Below are 18,827 nucleotides of genomic sequence, written 5' to 3' on the forward strand. Positions count from 1 at the left end.
CATTCCGGTTCGGCTACGCCCGTCATGAAAGCCGAACTTCAGCACATCGTTCAACTGCTTTCGCGCACGCGGCCGAGCCGATAGCGGTGCAGCTCGGCCGAGAGAAAAAATCCTGTCAGTCTTTCCAGAAGGTTCCTAGGCATCTTCGTCACAGCCCGAATTTGCTCGGCCGCCCTGCGATACTCATTCGATTTAGGGCCTTTGCCCCAATGAACCCGCCCGCAGACCACGGTCGGCGTGTCGGGATTTCAGATAGCCACCACGGAGGCGGAAAGATATCCGGTCGACTTCGTGCGTATTATGACCTCCTGTTTCGGTGGAATTGGCTTTGCCTCCTTGCGACAGGACCACCGCATGGTGCGCCTCGACCTGCTGAGAACGTTATTGTCGCCATGCGCACAAGGTCAACTTGGCCGTTCTGAAAAACTCTAATACGGGATCAACATTGTTGTATCACGCCATTGGTGTGGCTCTGTCATCCTGCGCGCCGAAATGCGGCCGTCGCTCGAACGATATGTGGAGTTGCTTCTCCAACAGAAAATGGCGAGCCAGATCGGTATCACGCTTTCCGATCCGTGACACCCATTCCGAAAACAGGCGAACCGCGCGCCGGTTCATATGCCGCGAAGGACAGACCAGCCAATAGCCCGGAAACTCTATGACGTCGAACTCGGTTGAGACCGGCACCAGGGAGCCCGACACCAGGTCCTCGAATGCGATCGATGTGCTCTCCAGGACCACGCCTGCCCCATCCTTAGCCAACTGAACCGACATCGATGAACGGTCAAAACGATAGGGATAGGTCATGCGGGCCCCCTGGATGGCGTTGCGCGGCAGCCAGTAATCCCAACGGAAATAGGCCTTCACACTGTCGATCAATCGCGCATGGCGAAGCTGCTCGCGCGGATCCGGCGAGATCGCGTGCAGTTCGGCAAGATAGGAAGGCGAGCACATCGGCAGGATCAAGTCGTTGACGACGCAATCGGAATAGAGGCCGGCCCAGCCGCCGTCGCCGTAACGAAGATCGAGATCGATGACCTCCGTTTCGAAGTCGGAGAAGTTGGGTGTCGCGTCGACCCGCAAATTCCAGCTCGGATAGTCCTTGCTGAACTCGGCCAAGCGCGGTGCCAGCCACTTCTCACCGAAAGAAGGACTGACACGGATGCTGAGCTGGAAGCTCTCACGCTGCCGCACGATGGCGTTGCGCACCTCGCGGATGGATTCGAAAGCCTGGGTGGTGGTCTGAAAGAGCCGCTCGCCGTCGATCGTGAGCGAAAGATGACGCTTCTCGCGTTGAAAAAGCCGCACCCCGAGCTGGTGTTCGAGCAACCGCAGTTGCTGGCTGACCGCCGAAGGTGTCACGCGCAATTCCTGCGCGGCCTTCGCCACGCCTCCGAGACGCGCGACCGCCTCGAAATGGGTCATGGAATTGAACTTGAAATCCGACATCGTGCTCGTCAGTTAAGCTTAGCTACACAAAATGTTAAGAAACGAGAATTGAGCCGAATGTCAATCGGTCGCATGATCCTTCGGTATTGGGAGGAGATAGAGGATGGAACCGGGTTCAGCTCAAAGCTTGGGCACTACCGGCAATTTACCGGGCGTTGGGCTGGCATCAGCCAGGAAGACGCTGATCGAAGCTTCCAACGTCGAGAAGAGCTACGGCGCGACGCGGGTCCTTCGGGGCGTCAGTTTTCAGGTCCGGGCTGGCGAAATCCATGCGCTCCTGGGCGGCAACGGCGCCGGCAAGAGCACCCTCATCCGCATCATCACGGGGCTGACCTCGCGCGATGCCGGTGGGATTGACCTGCGCTCGTCGAAGGCCGACCGCACCAGCCCGATCATCGCTGTGGTGCATCAGGAGCTGGCGCTGTTGCCCGAGCTATCGGTGGCGGAAAATATCGGCATTGTGCATGCCAGGTCAGGCTGGTCGCTGATCAGCCGTCGCCGCATGCGCGAAATTGCGCTTGGTGCGCTCCGCCTGATCGACCCAGCGATCGGCGAAGAAATCATCGATTTGCCGGCACGCAAATTGTCGCTTCATGAGGGCCAGATCGTCGAGATCGCTCGTGCGCTTTCTACTGGAGCGGAAGTGCTGCTTCTCGACGAGCCCACGGCCAATCTCACCGCCGGCGAGACGGCCAAACTCTTCTCGGTGCTGAAGCGGCTGGTGCGCGAGGAAGGCATCGGCATCGTCTTTGTGTCTCACCGTATGCGGGAAATCCGAGAGCTCTGCGACGTCTGCACTATTTTGCGCGATGGCGTCACCATCGCGAATGCCGCGCCCCTCGCCTCGCTCAGCGACGGGGAGATCGTCCAGCAGATGGGACAACCCACGCAGCGTCAGGCCACGCACCGCAACCCGCAGCAGAACCCCCGCCAGGGCTCACCAATCGAACTCCTTGGCCCAGGCGACGTCCGGATCTCAATTTTGTCCGGCACCATCCTGGGACTGGCCGGCGCACCCGCGGGTCCGACCGGTCTCATTGCTGCCCTTGTGGGCGCGGGACCCGGCGCTGGTTGGCGCCTCTCCGGCGAAGGCTTCGGGGACCGCTTCCCGTCCCCGGCGGCAGCGGCGCGCGCCGGCATAGGCTTTGTCTCGGGCGACCGGGCGACCAAGGGTATCCTTTCGCAGCTTCCGATCGTCGACAACGTGCTCGCAGCGCGCAGGGTTCGCGAGAGGCGGCGGATCGTCGCCGCGGCCGAGAGGCAGGAATGTCGCGATCTCGTGTCGGCGCTGAAGTTGAAAGCCGGCTCGATTTGGGACCTGCCGGCCTCGCTGTCCGGCGGCAATCAGCAGAAGCTTCTGGTCGCACGCTTGCTTGGGCTGCCGCTGCGCATGGTGGTGCTGGAAGAGCCAACGCGTGGCGTCGACATCGGCACCAAACATGACATTTACGGCTTGATCCGGCAGATGGCCGACGCCGGCGCGATCATCATCTGGTGGTCGACCGAGAACGTCGAACTGCTCGAGCTTTGCGACGCCATCTTCGCCTTCGACACCGATGGGCGGCCAAAGGGATTTCTGCCTGAGGATCGCTATACCGAAGGCGGGCTCGCCGAACTGACGGGGATGGCCGCATGACCGACGCAACCAACGGCACCACGACAACCAACAAGCTCCGGACCACCAGGTTCCGCGTCCCAGCAGTTCTCTTTTCGTACCGCACCGAAGTCGCGATTGCCGCGGCAATCGTCGTCCTGCTGCTGGCCGTCGGCATGTTCGTGCCCGCCGCACTCAGCATGGGCAATTTGCAAAACATTATTCAGGCCGCCGCGCCTCTAATCATTATGTCGCTTGGTGTTTTGCTGGTCGTTGTCACCGGCGGCATCGATCTTTCGGTCGGCTCAGTTTTCTCCCTCACCGGAATGGTAACCGCGCTGGCGATGGCCAGTGGCGCTGATGGACTGACCGCGAGCGCTGCCGGCCTGGCGGTCGGCCTTGTGTTCGGGTCGATCAATGGTCTTCTGGTCACGGTCGTTGGGCTCGCGCCTTTCGTCGTCACCCTCATCACCTACGCGGTGGCGGGCAGCCTTGCCTTCATCGTCACCAATGGTCGCTCGATGCCGATCGGTGCGCCGGATTTCTGGCTCCTAAATTCGGGCGAGATCATTCCCGGCATACCCAACCATCTTCTGTTCTGCATCGTATTGATGGTCGCGCTGGAATACGTGCTGCGCAAGGTCGTCGTCGGACGCTGGTTCTATGCCGTCGGCTCGTCGGCAATTGCTGCCCGACTGCTCGGCATCCCGGTTCTGCGCATCAAGTTCGCGGCCTACGTCGCATCGAGCCTGCTTGCCTCTTTCGCCGGGCTGCTGACCGTTAGTTACATCCTTAACGCCGAAGCCACGGCCGGCGCCAGCCTGATGCTGCAGGCGATTGCCGCCGTCGTCATCGGCGGGGCAAGCCTCTTTGGCGGGACGGGCAGTGCGATCGGCGCTGTGCTCGGCGCGCTGATGATCACCTGCATCCAGAACGGCGTGAACCTCATCGGCGTGAACAGCTTCTGGCAGGGGTCCGTCACAGGCGCCGCAATCCTGCTCGCGGTTCTGATCGACCGCTTCAGCAACAAGAACCGAATCTAGATCATCAACGGGAGGAACCAAAATGAAAATGAAGACAATCCTGCTTGCAGCATTGGCAGCGGCCGCACTGTCCAGCGCATCATACGCTGAAGACAAGAAGACCGTCGCCTATATCGCCCCATCGCTGGACATCTCTTACTGGCAATGGGTCGGCTACGGCGTGAAGGAGAAGGCCAAGGAACTCGGCATGGACTATGTCGAGTATACGTCGGAGAATTCGCCTGCCAAGCAGATGGACAATGCCAGGACAGCCGTCACCAAAGGTGTCTCGGCCATTGTGATCGGCCCTGTCAGCTCGACGTCGACACCACCGCTGCTCGACTATCTGGCGAAGCAGAAAGTGCCGATCGCCTTTGCCGGCATCGGGCCACAGCCGGGCCTCACGAACTATACGTCCTCGGTCACCGCGAACAACTATGAGACCGGCAAAGCGCAAGCGAAATTCACCTGCGAGCTCGCCAAGGAGCGTGGCAGCAAGAAGGTCGGCATGCTGTCCTTGCCGCAGGATCGGGAGAATGCGCAGAAGTACCTCAAAGGCGCCAAGGAGGCGTTCGCGGCTGCAGGCTGCGACCTCGTCCAAATGCTGGAGACGCGGGGCCTGACGATCAGCGAAGCTGTAACCCAGGCAAATGACCTCTTGACGGCCAATCCCGACATCAAGGCCATTTACGGCATGTATGACGAAGCTGGCACCGGGGCCGCCAAGGTGGTCGAAACCCGTGGCCTGAACGGCAAGATCGGCATTACCGTCGCCGACGGCTCGCCAACCACGATTGCGCTGCTCAAGAAGGGGGCGATCCAGGGCATCTTCTTCCAGGAGGCTGTGGGCCAAGGTATCGACGGAACCCAACAGGTCTACAACGCACTGACGGGCGCGCCGGTGACCCAGGACATGGCATTGGTCATGCCTCTTGTTACCGCCGACAAGGTCGACAGTCCTGAGGCCAAGAAGGTCATCGCCCGCGTTTTCCCCCCGAGCAACTGACCGCCACCCAGTGGACCCGCCGGCTAGCTGGCGGGTCCTGAACCCGAGCGAGGAATCCCGACCGTGGCCGAGCTGCCGTTCATCGATCCGCACCATCATCTGTGGGACCTGGAGACCAATTACTATCCCTGGCTGACCGACGGGGTTAAGCCGTCGGTTTTCGGTGACTACGAGGCGATCCGAAAAAGCTACCTTCTCGATGACTATCTGGAAGACGCTAGGAACCAGAACCTGGTCAAATCGGTGCATCTCGATGTGGGGTTCAATCCCAGCGATCCAGTGGGGGAGACTCGCTGGTTGCAGGAGATCGCGAACAAGCGTGGGTTTCCCCACGGCATCGTCGGTTATGCCGACCTCTCCAAACCCGATGTGGGCGACCTTCTCGACCAGCACATGGAGTATCCGAACTTCAGGGGTATCCGGCAGTCGATGAATTACCATCCCGACTCCGCCAAGACGTATCAGGCCCGGCCTGAAGTGAGCCGGACGCCACAATGGCGGCTAGGATTTGGCGAATTGGCGAAACGCCGGCTGAGTTTCGACCTGCAGCTCTATTATCCGCAGATGGGTGAGTTCCTTGAGCTCGCGCACGATTTTCCCGACGTCCAGATCATCCTCGACCACACCGGAATGCAAGTTGATGGCCCTGAACATTTCGGGGCATGGAGAAAAGCCATGCACAAGTTGGCGCAGGCGCCGAACGTTTCCTGCAAGATCTCGGGTCTCGGCATGGGCGACTGGCGATGGACCACTGCATCGATCCGTCCCTATGTCGAGGAAGCGATCGCCGCGTTCGGCGTCGACCGCAGCATGTTCGCGACGAACTTTCCGGTCGACAAGCTGTTCTCGAGCTTCGACGCCATCGTTAATGCCTTCAAGGAGATCACGAAGGCTTACCCCCATGAGCAGCGGCTTGCGTTGTTCCACGACAACGCCGCCCGGTACTACCGCCTTTAGACCATTCGTCGCGTAAACAGCAGGAGACTTTGACATGTTGCTGAAGGGCAAGGCCGCGGTGATTTCGGGTGCCGCGAGCCCTAGAGGAATTGGCCGCTCCACGGCAACGCTGATGGCCGAGCAAGGCGCGCGCATTGCCATTCTTGACCTCGATGAGGGACAAGCCCGTGACGCAGCCGCGTCGCTTGGGCCCGAGCACATTGGTCTCGCCTGCAATGTCGCCGATCTCGATGCCTGCAAGAAAGCTGCTGCGGAAGTGACTGAGGTCTTCGGCAAGGTCGACGTGCTGTGCAACATTGCCGGGATCACGCAGCCAGTAAAGACACTGGATATCGGCCCCGCTGATTGGGACCGGATCCTCGATGTCAATCTGCGCGGCGTTCTCTATCTCAGCCAGGCCTTCATCCCGCATATGCGCGAGAATGGCGGCGGATCGATCATCTGCATGTCGTCGGTTTCCGCACAGCGCGGCGGCGGCATCTTCGGCGGCCCACACTATTCGGCCGCCAAGGCGGGCGTGCTCGGGCTTGCCAAGGCCATGGCGCGCGAATTCGGACCCGACGGCATCCGCATCAACTGTGTCACGCCCGGGCTCATCCAGACCGACATCACCGGTGACAAACTGACCGACGCCATGCGCGCCGATATCATCAAGGGTATCCCGCTCAGTCGGCTGGGCGATGCCCGCGACGTGGCGGGCGCCTATCTCTTCCTCGCGTCCGATCTGGCCAGCTACATCACCGGCGCCGTCATCGACGTCAATGGTGGGATGCTGATCCATGGCTGAAGGGACAACGGAGATCGATATGCCTCGGGCCGGCAGCAATGTCGGCCTTGCCGAACGTGCCTATCGTATCCGTCGGCATGCCGTGCGCATGGGTCAAGTCCAGGGCCAGGGCTATGTCGGACAGGCTCTGGGGGTCGCCGACGTGCTCGCCGTCGCCTATTTCCATGCGCTTCGTTACCGGCCTACCGACACGCGTTGGGAGGGGCGCGACCGTTTCCTGCTGTCGATCGGACACTACGCGATCGCGTTGTACGCCGCGCTGATCGAAGCGGGCGTGCTCCCGGAGGAAGAGCTCGAAACCTATGGCACCGACGACAGCCGCATGCCGATGTCCGGCATGGCGGCGTATACGCCCGGCATGGAGATCACCGGCGGGTCGCTCGGCCACGGCCTTGGCATTGCCGTCGGCATGTGCCTGGGGCTGAAACGCAAGCGGAGCGGCAGTTTCGTCTACAATCTGATGTCCGATGGTGAGCTCGGCGAGGGCTCGACCTGGGAAGCAGCGATGTCGGCCGCACACCACAGGCTCGACAATCTCATCGCCATCGTCGACTTCAACAATCAGCAAGCCGACGGCCCATCGACCGCGATGCTTTCCTCCGAGCCGGTGACCGACAAGTTCGAGGCGTTCGGCTGGCACGCACAGCGTGTCGACGGCAACGACATTGAGGCAGTCCGCATGGCCTTCGATCTGGCGCGCGGGCTTAAGGAACCTCGCCCGCGTGTCATCGTCTGCGACACTCGCATGGCCAAGGGCGTGCCGTTCCTTGAATCCCGCGACATTGCACACTTCATTCGGGTCGAGCCGCATGAATGGACGTTGGCCCTCGAAGCTTTGGAGAGGGGACGTTCGCATTGAGGCTGTCAAAGTTCGCGCCGCGCCACGCCGTCAACGCGGGTGAGCGCAAAACGACGTCGGCAATGATCGCCTCGATTGCGCCCGATGGCATTGCGACCCGCAACGCGCCGTTTGGGCACACACTTGCCAGATTGGCACACGAGCGGCTCGGGATCGTGGGTTTGACGGCTGATCTTGCGAAATACACCGACCTACATGTCTTCGCGCAGGAGCATCCGGATCGCTTCTACCAAATGGGCATGGCGGAGCAGGTGCTGATGAGCGCTGCCGCTGGCCTGGCGCGGGAGGGTTTCACGCCCTTCGCCACGACCTACGCTGTCTTTGCCTCGCGACGTGCCTACGATTTCATATGCATGGCGATTGCCGAGGAGAACCTCGACGTCAAAATTGTCTGCGCTCTGCCGGGATTGACCACCGGCTACGGCCCCAGCCACCAGGCGACGGAAGACATCGCGATTTTCCGCGGCATGCCGAACCTGACGATCATCGATCCATGCGACGCGCTCGACATCGAACAGGCCACGGAGGCGATCGCGGACTACAAGGGGCCGGTCTACATGCGGCTGTTGCGGGGCAAGGTCCCCGTCGTGCTCGACGAATATGATTACACATTCCAGATCGGCAAGGCGCGGCTGCTGCGCGACGGTGCGGATGTGCTGTTCATTTCCAGCGGGCTGATGACCATGCGCGTGCTGGAGGCCGCGAAGGCGCTCGAAGCGGACCGCATCGACTGCGCGGTGCTGCACGTGCCGACCATCAAGCCGCTCGATACGGACGCAATCCTTGCCGCCGCGCGCCGGGCTGGACGGATGGTGGTCGTTGCGGAGAACCACACGATGATCGGCGGGTTGGGCGAAGGTGTCGCTGGCCTGCTGATGCGCGAGGGCGTGACCCCTGTCTTCCGCCAGATCGCACTGCCCGACGAATTTCTCGACGCCGGCGCGCTACCGACACTTCACGACCGCTACGGGATCTCAACATCAGAGATCGTGCGCCGCGTACGCAAGTGGGTGAAATAGATACGAGGTCCTGACGCGTAACCAGGCTTGGGGTCTGACCCTATGGTGCCAATGTGCCCCTGAAACGCGGTTTCTAGCGTGAAGGCGATCCGCGGCATGGTCAGCGCCGGGAATGCTCCCTGACGCGTCGCTCCTGCGATGCTTTCTCCGGCAAGCGATCGCGCGTCAGCCAGGCGAGCATGGCTCGTGAAGCAACGCTCCCCTCGCGCATCCCGGTCTTGTACTCCCTTCGCATGTTCTTGGCGAGCTCGACCAATCGCAAGACAGCACGCTATGGACGGGGCCGCCCCCGCTGTAGTTCGGCGATGACAGATCGACCAAATCGTCGAGCGCGCAGGGCAGCCGAGGCAGCACTGAAGTTCCCCACTGCCATTTATGCGACTTTGGAGGGCGCTTGCGTTGGTGCCAGGCGGCGCGTCACTGTCGCATTTCTGACTTGCTGCGCCCTGTCCTCCGAAACGACCTTGGCGACATTTCTACTTTGCTGGCAGCGCGACATTCCAACTTGGTTGCAACATGGAAGCACAAATCGCGAACACCCAAGGCCGGCGTCTGTTCGAATGCCTTAAATCCTTGCTGTAGCGCGGTGGAGTCCGACATCGTCAACGCTGAAACCGGTCGTACCGGAACACAGGGCTCGATTTCCGCTGGATCAAGTGTGTCGAAATAGGCAGAGGTTGGCACTGCGCAAGCCCACCCGGACTCCAAGAAGCCCACGCATCATGAATTGTTCCTTTCCGGTCAGAGGTCTGGCGCTCCCTGCCATTGCAATGGTATGGCTACAACAAGAGTCTTGGGGGCGACTTTGTTCTTTACGGTATTGGCTGCGGGCGTACGCCCGCCAAGTAATGCGCGTTCACGCGCGTTTCTGGTCACGGACAACTGGGACGACTGGTTCGAATTTTCGACCATGTACTTCCTGACCTATGTCGATACTGCTGGCGAGCAGCACGATATCGGCTCCGTAAAAATCGGCCAGGTCGGGATGGAGAAAGGTCAGCGCCGCCCAAACATCCCTAATCGTTTCGATGCCTTGGATGACCCGTTCTTTGCCTTAGGGCAGGATGACACGTATTACGCGGGGTTGAACGACCTAGGTCCAGAGCTTCGCGACCGAATCCTCGAAGGCCTTCGAGATGTCGCGCTTGATGCAGATCTATTTGAGCGGTCACTCGATGAACGAGTCACCGGAATATCCTTACTCCGCTCCGTAACCCCGCAAGCTGTAAGAGGTCAGTACCGTCGTATGGCTCGTGGTGGCGCGCGTGTCACGCCATACGAATTGTCCTACACAACTGCCCGTGACCGCCGCTCGGACACGAGTCGGATCGAGTTGACGTTTGCGGTGTCTCCTGAAGTTCAGCCGCCAACCAACATACACGTGATCACCGGCAGGAACGGCGTCGGCAAGACCCACCTGCTCAATTCCATGACTGAGTCCATTCTAAACGACGGCGAACGCGCAAAAGGGAGGTTTGTAGTCAACCATGACGGTGACGACACTGGTACGTTCACCGGCCTTGTCTCAGTGAGTTTTAGCGCGTTCGATGATTTCACACCGCTCAGCGTTCCGAGAGACAAGTCTTCGGGACTGCAATACTCCTACATCGGTCTCAAGAAAGTCGGGCTATCTCCTGAGGGAAAGCCGCTGGCGCCGAAGAGTCCCAACTATCTAGGTCGGGACTTCGCCGAAAGCGTCCAGATTTGTCGGCGCGGTGCGAGGGCCTCTCGGTGGAGACGCGCCCTCCAGATGCTTGAGGCAGATCCCATTTTCAAGGACGCTGATGTGGCGCAGCTGGCAGCAGAGGATGAAGATGACGCCTCCTCAGAAGCGTCACGCCTATTCGGGCAGCTCAGCTCGGGTCACAAAATCGTTCTACTGACGATTACCCGTCTGGTGGAAACCGTTGAGGAGAGGACACTCGTCCTTCTGGACGAACCTGAAGCGCATCTCCATCCACCGCTATTGTCGGCATTTGTCCGAGCCCTTTCCGACCTCCTGATCAACCGCAACGGCGTCGCGATCATCGCAACACACTCGCCTGTCGTTCTGCAGGAGGTGCCAATGAGCTGCGTCTGGAAAGTTCGACGAAATGGACGAACTGTGATCGCGGAGAGGCCCGAGATTGAAACCTTTGGAGAAAACGTCGGAATACTGACCAGGGAAATCTTCGGCTTGGAGGTCACCGATTCGGGCTTCCACAAGATGTTGCGGGACAAGGTGGAGGAGGGTGGAGACTTCGAAGACATCCTCGAGCATTTCGGTGGTCGGGTTGGCTTGGAAGGCCAGGCAATCATTCGGGGCCTCATCGCCGCACGCGATGCGGACGGTCACGAATAATGTGGAAACTACCAAAGCCGGAACTTACTGCCGAGGATGTTTTCATCACGGCTATCAGTCGCGTTGCCGATGTTGGTCTAAAAGGGCGACTTGAGAGCGTCACCGCCACGATCATTCAGGCCTCAATCGACTTTGACGAGGCAGCGTCCAACAACGAAATTCATACTATCGAGCCTAGCCCAAACGTCGACGGCGTGGTGACAATCAAGGAGATGTCGGGCGTGTACGCCGGAAGAATGGTCGCGAGAGGGAGCCCGGGGCGAACTATCTATGACGAGCTACTGGCCGCACCTAAATATGGCCGATGTCCTCTATGCGGGCAGCATATTGTGTCCACTCTCGATCACTACCTTCCAAAAACCCGCTATCCAGCGCTCGCGGTAGCTCCCTGGAATCTTGTTCCTGCCTGTCATGACTGCAACAAGGCGAAATCTGATACCCGGCCGCTGACGGCGGATGAAGAGGCGTTTCATCCATATTATGACGACATCGACGGTGATCTCTGGCTGGTAGCCCAGGTCGTCGAAAGTGCGCCCGCTGCACTACGCTTCCTTGTTTCGCCTTCACCTGGATGGAGTGACACGCTGACGGCCCGGGTATTGCGTCAATTTCAAATGCTGAAACTCGCGCGACTATATGCTGCCAAGGGGGCACAAGAGCTGACCGACTTGCACAACCTGCTAAGGACACATCTTGCCAATGGCGGCCCAGACGAAGTGCGTCTGCTCCTGCAGCAATTCGCGGATAGCTGTCGGGCGGCGAATATGAACGCATGGCGCACGGCAACGTATCAGGCCCTGGCGAACAGTGACTGGTACTGCCAAGGGGGCTTTGCGCACGTGTAGGTCGAAGTCCATGCCGGTGCCACTTAGCACCACTTAACCAAAAGGCGGCTCCGAGGACAGAACACCTAACGGGCGTCTGGGTGATACCGAACGGAGACCTCGTTTGGGTATACGCCGAGTTAGTCGCCGAAGCCGATCACCTCATCCACCAAGGCCGCAGGCCTCTGCTTTCGAGGTCCTCACCGCTCGACTATTTGAAATCGAGTTAATCGGCTCAGATCCTGTCATTGAAGCTGCGAGGCAATCTGCGGAAGTGCTTTGGCTTCGCACGCAGCTGAAGATGCTAAGCCGAGGCAGGTCCTCTAAGACCTCAAACAGAATTTTGTCTCTGCTGCACGGCGTGAAATAGCTGTGATCGAGAGCTTATCGTCACCGAAGTTCTTTGCCTGAATCGTATGCTCCGGTCGCACTTGCAGCAGTCGGCTGCTACGCCGGGAACAGAGTCCGCACACGTGCGAACGGGTTGCGATACTCCGAGGCGTACCGAGCCTTGGCAACGATGATGTCGGGAAACGAAATCCTTCGCTTCAACGCATCGAAAATGTCCATCCCGTCGGCGAGAATAATTCGCCTGGCTGTGAATGCCTCGAGAGCTCCATCCGTAAAGCCTTCGAAGCTGACGAACAACCCTCTCGTCCCTTCGAGACGCTCGCTCAGTTTTCCCTGAAAGGCATGTAGGTTTTCAGCTCCAGTCTTCGCACGATGCCACTTCGCCTCGAGGAGATATGTGATTGCGCCATGTTGGAACGACCCGTCGATCTGCTCGCCCGCCAGCCGGGACCCTTCCCTCGCGTCCATATCCCAGGCATTAAACAATGCAGTCAGGAGGCGCTCGAAGTGATATCCTCGAGCGTGAGGCTCATCCGTCATCGCAAAGAGCGCTATAAAGTCGCGTTCGAGACGATCAAGTGCGGCATGATCTGGGCCTGCCTTCGTTGCGGAATGTGATTGTGCGGGGGACGAACCGACATTGATGTCGAAAGAGGGCAATAGGGCCCCACCCAGTCTCTCGACAATCGAACTGAGCCGCGCTCGGGCATTGACAACGGTCTCCGGATCTCCCCTACTGATGCGGATGGTTTCGCGGTATTCCCACAATGCCGTCAGTGCCCGGACAATGGCTCGTGGGTGTCCAATCGTCAGAAGCGCCCGCAGGCGCTTCCCCTTGCTTCCACTCCCAGATGCATACGCATCATCGTAGATGTCGATACCGACCTCCCTACGGAAGAAATCGTCAAATGTTGCGTTCGTGAAATCGAGTACCCATCCGGAGCTTATTCCGAACAGATCATCCACCAGTTTCAGTTCGACAGCTCTGAGCTGATCCATCGCTATGGTCCCTTGATCCGCACCAAATGTCTACGATGAATGGTTGCATTCTAAAATCTCGGAAACCGCAATCCTTCCGTCAAGGTGGTGGGCGTTCGACCTCAAAGCCCCAGTCGAGCCGCGACGTTCTCCACGAGCTGAGCATTTGACGGTGCACCGTCTCGCTGCGCGTGGAAAACCGAAAATGGATCCCCCCATCCAACCAAACAGAGAGGGATGCATCAAAGTCCCGCAAAGCTACAAGCAACGAGCCGCACATCTCTGCGAGTTCTGTGTTCAGTCCACGTTTCACGTGCAAGGCACTGTCGATGCCGACCTGCAACGCAGACGAAATCAACTTCGGATGGACGAGAAATGCGACGTCGCCGGCGCCACCGGCCAAGGCCTGTTCACACCTTTCCCTCGAATTCGAAAACAGCGCACGGCAGACGGCCGGCCGGCGATCATAGACGGAACACTGATTGTCCACGAGAAGCGGACAGGTAGCGTGGCTCCCATATCTCGCATCAGGGTTCAACGGAAGTTTCGATATTTCGGACAAGCGACGCTCGATGCTTGCCAGTTCATCATCTGTGCGCGTCGAGAGCAGCAGTTGCGCAAGGATGAATATCTCGAACGGACTGCAGAGCACCATCTGGTGGCAGCACGCGGAACAACCAGCTCGGAAGGCGACGACACCCTGGGGATTGTTTCGAGCCACCAAATCGAGAGAAGCATTCCGCCCCGCATATGAAGCGATCAGCGCGTCGACAATATTATCTGGATAAACATCGAACGCCCGGCACGTGTTCTGATAAGCTTGCCTCAGAACTTTTTCGCCCTGCTCAGCGTCCATCGTCGAGGCGAGAGCTGCATTCTGCTTTCTTCTTTTGGCTTCGCCCACGAGCCCCACCCTTCGAGTTCGGCGACTTCTGCGCCAGACCTACCAGACACACAATGCGAAGCCGAGCGCTATCCTCGCGTCCGGAGTCGTTGTGCGACCGTGATGTCGGCGAGCCTTAGGCCGCGACGCAATATCTCGGCACGAACCTCCTCGTACACTGGAGCAGTGCCGCGTGGATCCGCGATGGTCATCAGAACCGCGAAGCGCACTCCTTCCTCGGGGTACAGAGCTCCGGCGCGTGTTAAGCCCTTCAGTGACAGCTTCCACTCGCTTGTCGTCCCACAACCCTTCGGGATGTTCTTTTCATAGCGCTTTATCGGCGTCCACTTGAGCCCATTTTCCAGAAGATAGCGCTCAGTGTAGTCGAGATGCTGTGGCAGCTGGCTGTCGCATGCGTTCAGCCGCTGTTGCGGATCGGGAACCAGTTCGCCATCTTCGTTCTCCTTTTCCTCGAGCTGGTGGAGACCAACGCCAAGCTGGACCCGTTGGCATTCGGCGTCGAACGCCGCATCGATGGGAGGCGTGTGAGCCAGTGTTACGTCGATCCGGCCACGGCATTTTCCTTCCGTCGTTACCAACGAACGCGGCCACGTGAAGATAAAAGACAGTTCGCGCCGTGGCGGCAATATGTCTGCAAATACCAGAGTTATACTGTTCAGATCATCCGACAAGCATGCATCGGCGTGGCGTGGCACGCCAAACCCGACAAAATCTCGCGCGACCGTACGCAAGGGCTTCGCACATAGTATATGCGGCTTTTCGGCCTTGTGGACGCTCAGCGCGAGAAGCGTTTCTCGTGGAGCCTGACCTTCCAGCCGGTGGTCAAGCGCGGCTAGGGAACCCGTGACGAGCGGGGTCGCATAGCTTGTACCAGAACCTTCGACCAACTGGCCGTCAACGCCGATGGAATGAAGACCGCAAGAACTTCCAGCTCGCGGTGAAACCCCGCCAATATGAGCAAGTTCTGGCTTACGCGCGCCGCCAGGACCGGGTCCACGACGGGTATAGGTCGTTGGAACGTCAGCCACCGCACCCAATACGCTCGGAGCGTTGATCGCTCCAACCGTGATGCCGAAAAGATGCTCACCAGGCGCCGTAATACGCTCCTCCGCGATTGCGCGGGTGGCCAACATTTCGAGCGCATCTTCGGCCGTGGCCGACCATTCAGGCCGGGCATCGCGACCGCGGAGATTCCCAGCCGAAACCAAAAAGATCACGTCGTGCGTTAGCGCTATACGATCGAGGTTGGCGGCGAAGCTACTGTACCCCAACCCTTGGCGCACGCCCGGAGCACCGAGGCTCATGTTGAATACACGCACGCCCTCCGCCTTCGCGACTTCGATCTGGGTTTCGAGTTGGTCAAAAAATTCGTCAGGGGTTTGGTAATATTGACCAAGGAGACCGCGGCGCGGCAAGACGTCAATATCAAAAAAGCGGCACGGCGTTGGCTCCAGACGGTTCGCGATCGTTGGGTTCAGCCCACCGCCACCCGCGAGCAGCCCTGCTATGAACGACCCATGCGCCTCATCGCGATCCGCCGGCGAGATCAGACCCGCCGTTCCTGCTCGCCAAGGTTCGAGTTGGGAGATCGCAGCAACGCCCGCGTCGATGACACCAACCACAGGATAGCTTTGATTTGCAACCGGTGGCTGGACTAAGGCTTCGGCTCCGAGCCCAATCGAACTGGCCGATCCCGACTCGAGACGTAGTGGAAGTTCAACACGGCGAACCAGCGGTTCTCGAGCCAAGAGGTCAAGCAGGGCTTGATGACGGGCCAGTGACCTGTCAGGTGCGCGCGGGCCAAGGTCGGGTACGCCCTCCGTTTGCTCTGCATCCACATCCGGGACGAGCGGCAAGCTGATAGCGCGCCGGCCATCACTCCGTAGATCGATGCTGAGCGTTAAGGCGGAGGCGGTCGCTTTCGTGGTGCGCGAACTGAAGGGTACGGCAATCAAGCCACCAAGTTCGTTAAGGCGGCCGCGAAATCGAGCAATCATCGCCTCCACCGCCTGAGGGGTCACTCTGGGATCAGGCCTGAACATTTCGACCACGTAGCCGCCGATGATCGTTTCTTGCTCGAGCCACATGACCGCATCTCGAGCGGAGAACCCTAGCCTGTCTGCTGGGGTCGGCAGGCGTATTTCGTCGATGGCGCCGACTTCGCTTCGATATGCCGAAACCCGTTCCTCCATCCTGCCAGTTTCCGGGTTCTCCCTCAGGCGCGGCTGCACTTCAGCTCGCTGCTCAATCAGCTCACTTAGCCGGTCCAACGCATCGGGGGTTGTCTGGAAATACATTTGACCAATCGCGGCTCCACCCACGAGCGCGAAACGGTTCGGCGTGGTGAACAACGCACCAAGAGGCCGATAGCTTTTCGCCAACCCTTCCTCACGCATTTGAACCAAGACGAAACCCGCCGGATCAGCCTCTGTCCTTAGAGCCGAACTCGCTTGCAACAGCTGTTGGCGCAAGCGCGCCTTGTGCCGTTGAAAGCCCGAGTTGTTGCCGGCGAAAAAGTCGCGATTGGGACCGCGTGTTCCCGTTGCCTGAATTTGTATCAGCCGCTGCGTGTCAAGGAATACTTGGATTGGTCGTGCAAGGGGCTCAGCCATCGCGATCACGCCTCCAATGGATTGGCGGTGTCGCGGCGGCGACGAGAAACTGTGCTTTGCGAGACGCCTACCAATAGCCCTGCCTCTCTTTGCGTCAGGCCGCCATTATCAACCAGTGCAGCTGCAAGCTCTTCATTGCTACCCAACAGCAAAGCGCGCTGTTCAACACTGAACAGCTGACCGCTCAATGTTGCCTGGCGCCGTAGCCCGCCTAGAAGCCCCCTGCGCCGCGAGCCAGATGCGCCGCTAGCCTCCTTCATCACAAGAAACCGCTTTCCACCGCTGATAAGTGTTTCAATATCGGCTCCACTCATTCCTTCGGTCATCCAGACGAGCATCTTCATCTCTGCCTCACCCGGAGTGAGCGGCGGCAGAAACCGTGCTAGCAGGTTCTTTCGAGCATCGGCATCCGGCAAGGGAATCTCAATCCGGCCATCAAATCTCCTCCACACCGCTGGATCGAGAAGATGCTCGTGATTTGTCGCGGCAAGGGTAAAACCGCGCCGGCCGCGAGCGTCGAGGCACTGCAGGAGCGCGTTTACCACTCGCTTGATCTCACCAACCTCCTGGGCATCATCCCGGGCCTTCGCGATGGCATCGAACTCATCGAGAAATAGGACGCAACGATAGCGGTCGGCAAAGTCGAAAAGCGCGCCGATGTTTCTGGCGGTGGTTCCCAGAAAAGAAGACACCAGACCGTCGAGTCGAGCCTCAACGATCGGCAGACCCAGTTTGGCGCCAATGTATCGCGCGAGCATGGTTTTGCCGACACCGGGTTTGCCGTACAGCAAACAGCGCATATTAGGCTGTACGCCTAGAGCAGCGAGTTCCTCCGTGTGAGCCCACTCGCCAATGAGACCATCGAGGGCGTCCGCGAGAACCGGCGACAACACGGGTTCCGCGCCCACATTGTCCTCGGGAAAAACTACCCGAACAAGCGGCGTCGCAGTCTCGCGATCGTTCGGTAACGGTGTGTTTCGGCCTAGTTTCTCACCCGGAATGACTGGCGGTGACGATCCGCTGACGCGCATCTGTTCTAACGACATTGGCGCCACCGAGTGTCTGCGATCGTCGCGATTGAGAAGTCGCGCCAGCTTCTCGGCCTGATCGGGCTTCGCTTTGCTGACTGCCTCCCGAAGGCGCTTTACCTGATGGGTTGCCCGCTCGCTGTCGCCACTCAGGGCAATTCTTGCAATGGCGAGAACGATGTCGAAATGTTCCATAGCGCAGCCTCGACTCTGGAGTATCCAAGGCTTTAATATGCACTATTTCATCAAATTATGCAATATGTTCTATTTTTCATTCCTGACATCCAACTCTTTATGCATCGCGGTCTCCTTCGCAAGAGTCCGGCTCGCGATAGCGTCCTCCTAGGGGTCGGAACAAGAACTGCTCAAAATCGTACGCTAAGGTCGAACGGATGATGAACATCATGTGACACGCTTTAGCGCCACCGGGAGGCGCAGTGTCCTAAAGCCTTCCGGGAGATGCTGCTTGCTGTCCCGCGCTGGTGTCACATACTGAATAACTGTCAAACGGCAATCTGGCCGTTGAATCAACAGTATACGAAGGCGCAGAGTAGTCGGCGACCGTTCAATGTGCGTTACGACTAGCTCCCCGCACCTCTATGCACCGCCGCGGCGCACAGCAGCATCGATGGATCGTTGGTATTTCTCCGCCATCTGCTTGGCCTCAGCGATAGCCGTCGGATACACTTGGTTAAACCGGTCAAACTCGGATTTGTGGGCGAGAACTACCTCCAGGATTGCCTCATCGTCCCCAGAGAAATCGGGCATCTGGCGCACAGGCTTGTCGCCGACACCTTCCTGGAAATGAGAGAGTAACAGGCCATAACGGAGCAAAGCATCCCGACGCTCGGCATCGCCTTCAAGAGCCAACGCAAGCGTGAAGGCGTTGACGAGCGCTTGCTTAGGCCCCGGCAGGACCTTCACATCCCTAATTTCGCCAACCATGGTATCGGCACCAAGGTAGTCGACGAAGGCGGCAACGGCCCTCTCAGCAACCGCTGCCAATTCCAGATCCGCGGTGCTGAAAGCTATTGGTGCCGACTGCGCCTTTGCGGGTTCCGTCTGCTTTGTTACAAATGGCCAGATCATACGCTAG

The 18,827-nt window shown here is 59.2% G+C and carries 15 protein-coding genes; 9 read left to right on the forward strand and 6 right to left on the reverse strand.

Translation table 11 applies throughout. The annotated features are described in order from the left end of the window. Positions 1 to 453: 453 nt before the first annotated feature. Positions 454 to 1,449 (reverse strand): LysR substrate-binding domain-containing protein, encoded by a 996-nt coding sequence (locus LB557_RS30340; RefSeq protein WP_027033410.1) that lies wholly within the window; start codon positions 1,447 to 1,449, stop codon positions 454 to 456. A gap of 103 nt (positions 1,450 to 1,552) precedes the next feature. Between LB557_RS30340 and LB557_RS30345 the strand changes: the two genes are divergently transcribed. From LB557_RS30345 to LB557_RS30385, 9 genes are all read left to right on the forward strand, one after another. Continuing rightward, the gene (locus LB557_RS30345) at positions 1,553 to 3,085 is read left to right on the forward strand and encodes an ATP-binding cassette domain-containing protein (protein WP_080680414.1); all 1,533 of its coding nucleotides are present in this window, start codon (positions 1,553 to 1,555) and stop codon (positions 3,083 to 3,085) included. Next, positions 3,082 to 4,086 (forward strand): ABC transporter permease, encoded by a 1,005-nt coding sequence (locus tag LB557_RS30350; RefSeq protein WP_027033408.1) that lies wholly within the window; start codon positions 3,082 to 3,084, stop codon positions 4,084 to 4,086. The genes LB557_RS30345 and LB557_RS30350 overlap by 4 nt, the downstream gene beginning before the upstream one ends. 28 nt (positions 4,087 to 4,114) lie before the next feature. Beyond that, positions 4,115 to 5,071, forward strand: coding sequence for a substrate-binding domain-containing protein (locus LB557_RS30355; RefSeq protein ID WP_407660607.1), 957 nt, complete (start codon positions 4,115 to 4,117; stop codon positions 5,069 to 5,071). 63 nt (positions 5,072 to 5,134) lie between these two features. Then, positions 5,135 to 6,028 carry an amidohydrolase family protein gene (locus LB557_RS30360; protein ID WP_027033406.1) on the forward strand — a complete coding sequence of 298 codons (894 nt, stop codon included), beginning with the start codon at positions 5,135 to 5,137 and terminating at the stop codon, positions 6,026 to 6,028. 34 nt (positions 6,029 to 6,062) lie between these two features. Further along, positions 6,063 to 6,815, forward strand: coding sequence for an SDR family NAD(P)-dependent oxidoreductase (locus LB557_RS30365; protein ID WP_027033405.1), 753 nt, complete (start codon positions 6,063 to 6,065; stop codon positions 6,813 to 6,815). A 19-nt stretch (positions 6,816 to 6,834) separates the two neighbouring features. Then, on the forward strand, positions 6,835 to 7,674 hold the full coding sequence (locus tag LB557_RS30370) for a transketolase (RefSeq protein WP_106406568.1): 840 nt from the start codon (positions 6,835 to 6,837) through the stop codon (positions 7,672 to 7,674). Beyond that, positions 7,671 to 8,693, forward strand: coding sequence for a transketolase family protein (locus LB557_RS30375; RefSeq protein ID WP_027033403.1), 1,023 nt, complete (start codon positions 7,671 to 7,673; stop codon positions 8,691 to 8,693). Before LB557_RS30370 ends, LB557_RS30375 begins: the two co-directional genes overlap by 4 nt. Positions 8,694 to 9,498: 805 nt before the next feature. Then, positions 9,499 to 11,034, forward strand: a complete 1,536-nt coding sequence (locus LB557_RS30380; protein WP_027033402.1) for an AAA family ATPase — start codon at positions 9,499 to 9,501, stop codon at positions 11,032 to 11,034. Further along, complete coding sequence (locus LB557_RS30385; RefSeq protein WP_027033401.1) at positions 11,034 to 11,879, forward strand: HNH endonuclease; 846 nt, start codon at positions 11,034 to 11,036, stop codon at positions 11,877 to 11,879. The genes LB557_RS30380 and LB557_RS30385 overlap by 1 nt, the downstream gene beginning before the upstream one ends. A gap of 426 nt (positions 11,880 to 12,305) precedes the next feature. On the opposite strand, the gene LB557_RS30390 is transcribed toward LB557_RS30385, so the two are convergent. The 5 genes from LB557_RS30390 to LB557_RS30410 form a co-directional block, all read right to left on the reverse strand. Then, positions 12,306 to 13,208, reverse strand: coding sequence for a restriction endonuclease (locus tag LB557_RS30390; protein WP_027033400.1), 903 nt, complete (start codon positions 13,206 to 13,208; stop codon positions 12,306 to 12,308). A gap of 79 nt (positions 13,209 to 13,287) precedes the next feature. Then, a complete protein-coding gene (locus tag LB557_RS30395) occupies positions 13,288 to 14,091 on the reverse strand; it encodes a YkgJ family cysteine cluster protein (RefSeq protein WP_152536313.1) in 804 nt (267 codons plus the stop codon). Positions 14,092 to 14,159: 68 nt separating this feature from the next. After that, on the reverse strand, positions 14,160 to 16,703 hold the full coding sequence (locus tag LB557_RS30400; protein WP_051429772.1) for a S8 family peptidase: 2,544 nt from the start codon (positions 16,701 to 16,703) through the stop codon (positions 14,160 to 14,162). Positions 16,704 to 16,708: 5 nt separating this feature from the next. After that, positions 16,709 to 17,926 carry an AAA family ATPase gene (locus tag LB557_RS30405; protein ID WP_027033398.1) on the reverse strand — a complete coding sequence of 406 codons (1,218 nt, stop codon included), beginning with the start codon at positions 17,924 to 17,926 and terminating at the stop codon, positions 16,709 to 16,711. A gap of 402 nt (positions 17,927 to 18,328) precedes the next feature. Beyond that, the gene (locus LB557_RS30410) at positions 18,329 to 18,820 is read right to left on the reverse strand and encodes a hypothetical protein (protein ID WP_027033397.1); all 492 of its coding nucleotides are present in this window, start codon (positions 18,818 to 18,820) and stop codon (positions 18,329 to 18,331) included. Positions 18,821 to 18,827 lie beyond the last annotated feature (7 nt).

The sequence above is a fragment of the Mesorhizobium sp. BR115XR7A genome (assembly GCF_020165315.1).
Taxonomy (GTDB): Bacteria; Pseudomonadota; Alphaproteobacteria; order Rhizobiales; family Rhizobiaceae; genus Mesorhizobium; species Mesorhizobium australicum.

Bases quoted from the DNA above. Each gene is read 5' to 3' on its own strand.
- LB557_RS30340 (WP_027033410.1), bottom strand. From the start codon at position 1,449: ATGTCGGATTTCAAGTTCAATTCCATGACCCATTTCGAGGCGGTCGCG.
- LB557_RS30345 (WP_080680414.1), top strand. From the start codon at position 1,553: ATGGAACCGGGTTCAGCTCAAAGCTTGGGCACTACCGGCAATTTACCG.
- LB557_RS30350 (WP_027033408.1), top strand. From the start codon at position 3,082: ATGACCGACGCAACCAACGGCACCACGACAACCAACAAGCTCCGGACC.
- LB557_RS30355 (WP_407660607.1), top strand. From the start codon at position 4,115: ATGAAGACAATCCTGCTTGCAGCATTGGCAGCGGCCGCACTGTCCAGC.
- LB557_RS30365 (WP_027033405.1), top strand. From the start codon at position 6,063: ATGTTGCTGAAGGGCAAGGCCGCGGTGATTTCGGGTGCCGCGAGCCCT.
- LB557_RS30370 (WP_106406568.1), top strand. From the start codon at position 6,835: ATGCCTCGGGCCGGCAGCAATGTCGGCCTTGCCGAACGTGCCTATCGT.
- LB557_RS30385 (WP_027033401.1), top strand. From the start codon at position 11,034: ATGTGGAAACTACCAAAGCCGGAACTTACTGCCGAGGATGTTTTCATC.
- LB557_RS30390 (WP_027033400.1), bottom strand. From the start codon at position 13,208: ATGGATCAGCTCAGAGCTGTCGAACTGAAACTGGTGGATGATCTGTTC.
- LB557_RS30400 (WP_051429772.1), bottom strand. From the start codon at position 16,703: ATGGCTGAGCCCCTTGCACGACCAATCCAAGTATTCCTTGACACGCAG.
- LB557_RS30405 (WP_027033398.1), bottom strand. From the start codon at position 17,926: ATGGAACATTTCGACATCGTTCTCGCCATTGCAAGAATTGCCCTGAGT.
- LB557_RS30410 (WP_027033397.1), bottom strand. From the start codon at position 18,820: ATGATCTGGCCATTTGTAACAAAGCAGACGGAACCCGCAAAGGCGCAG.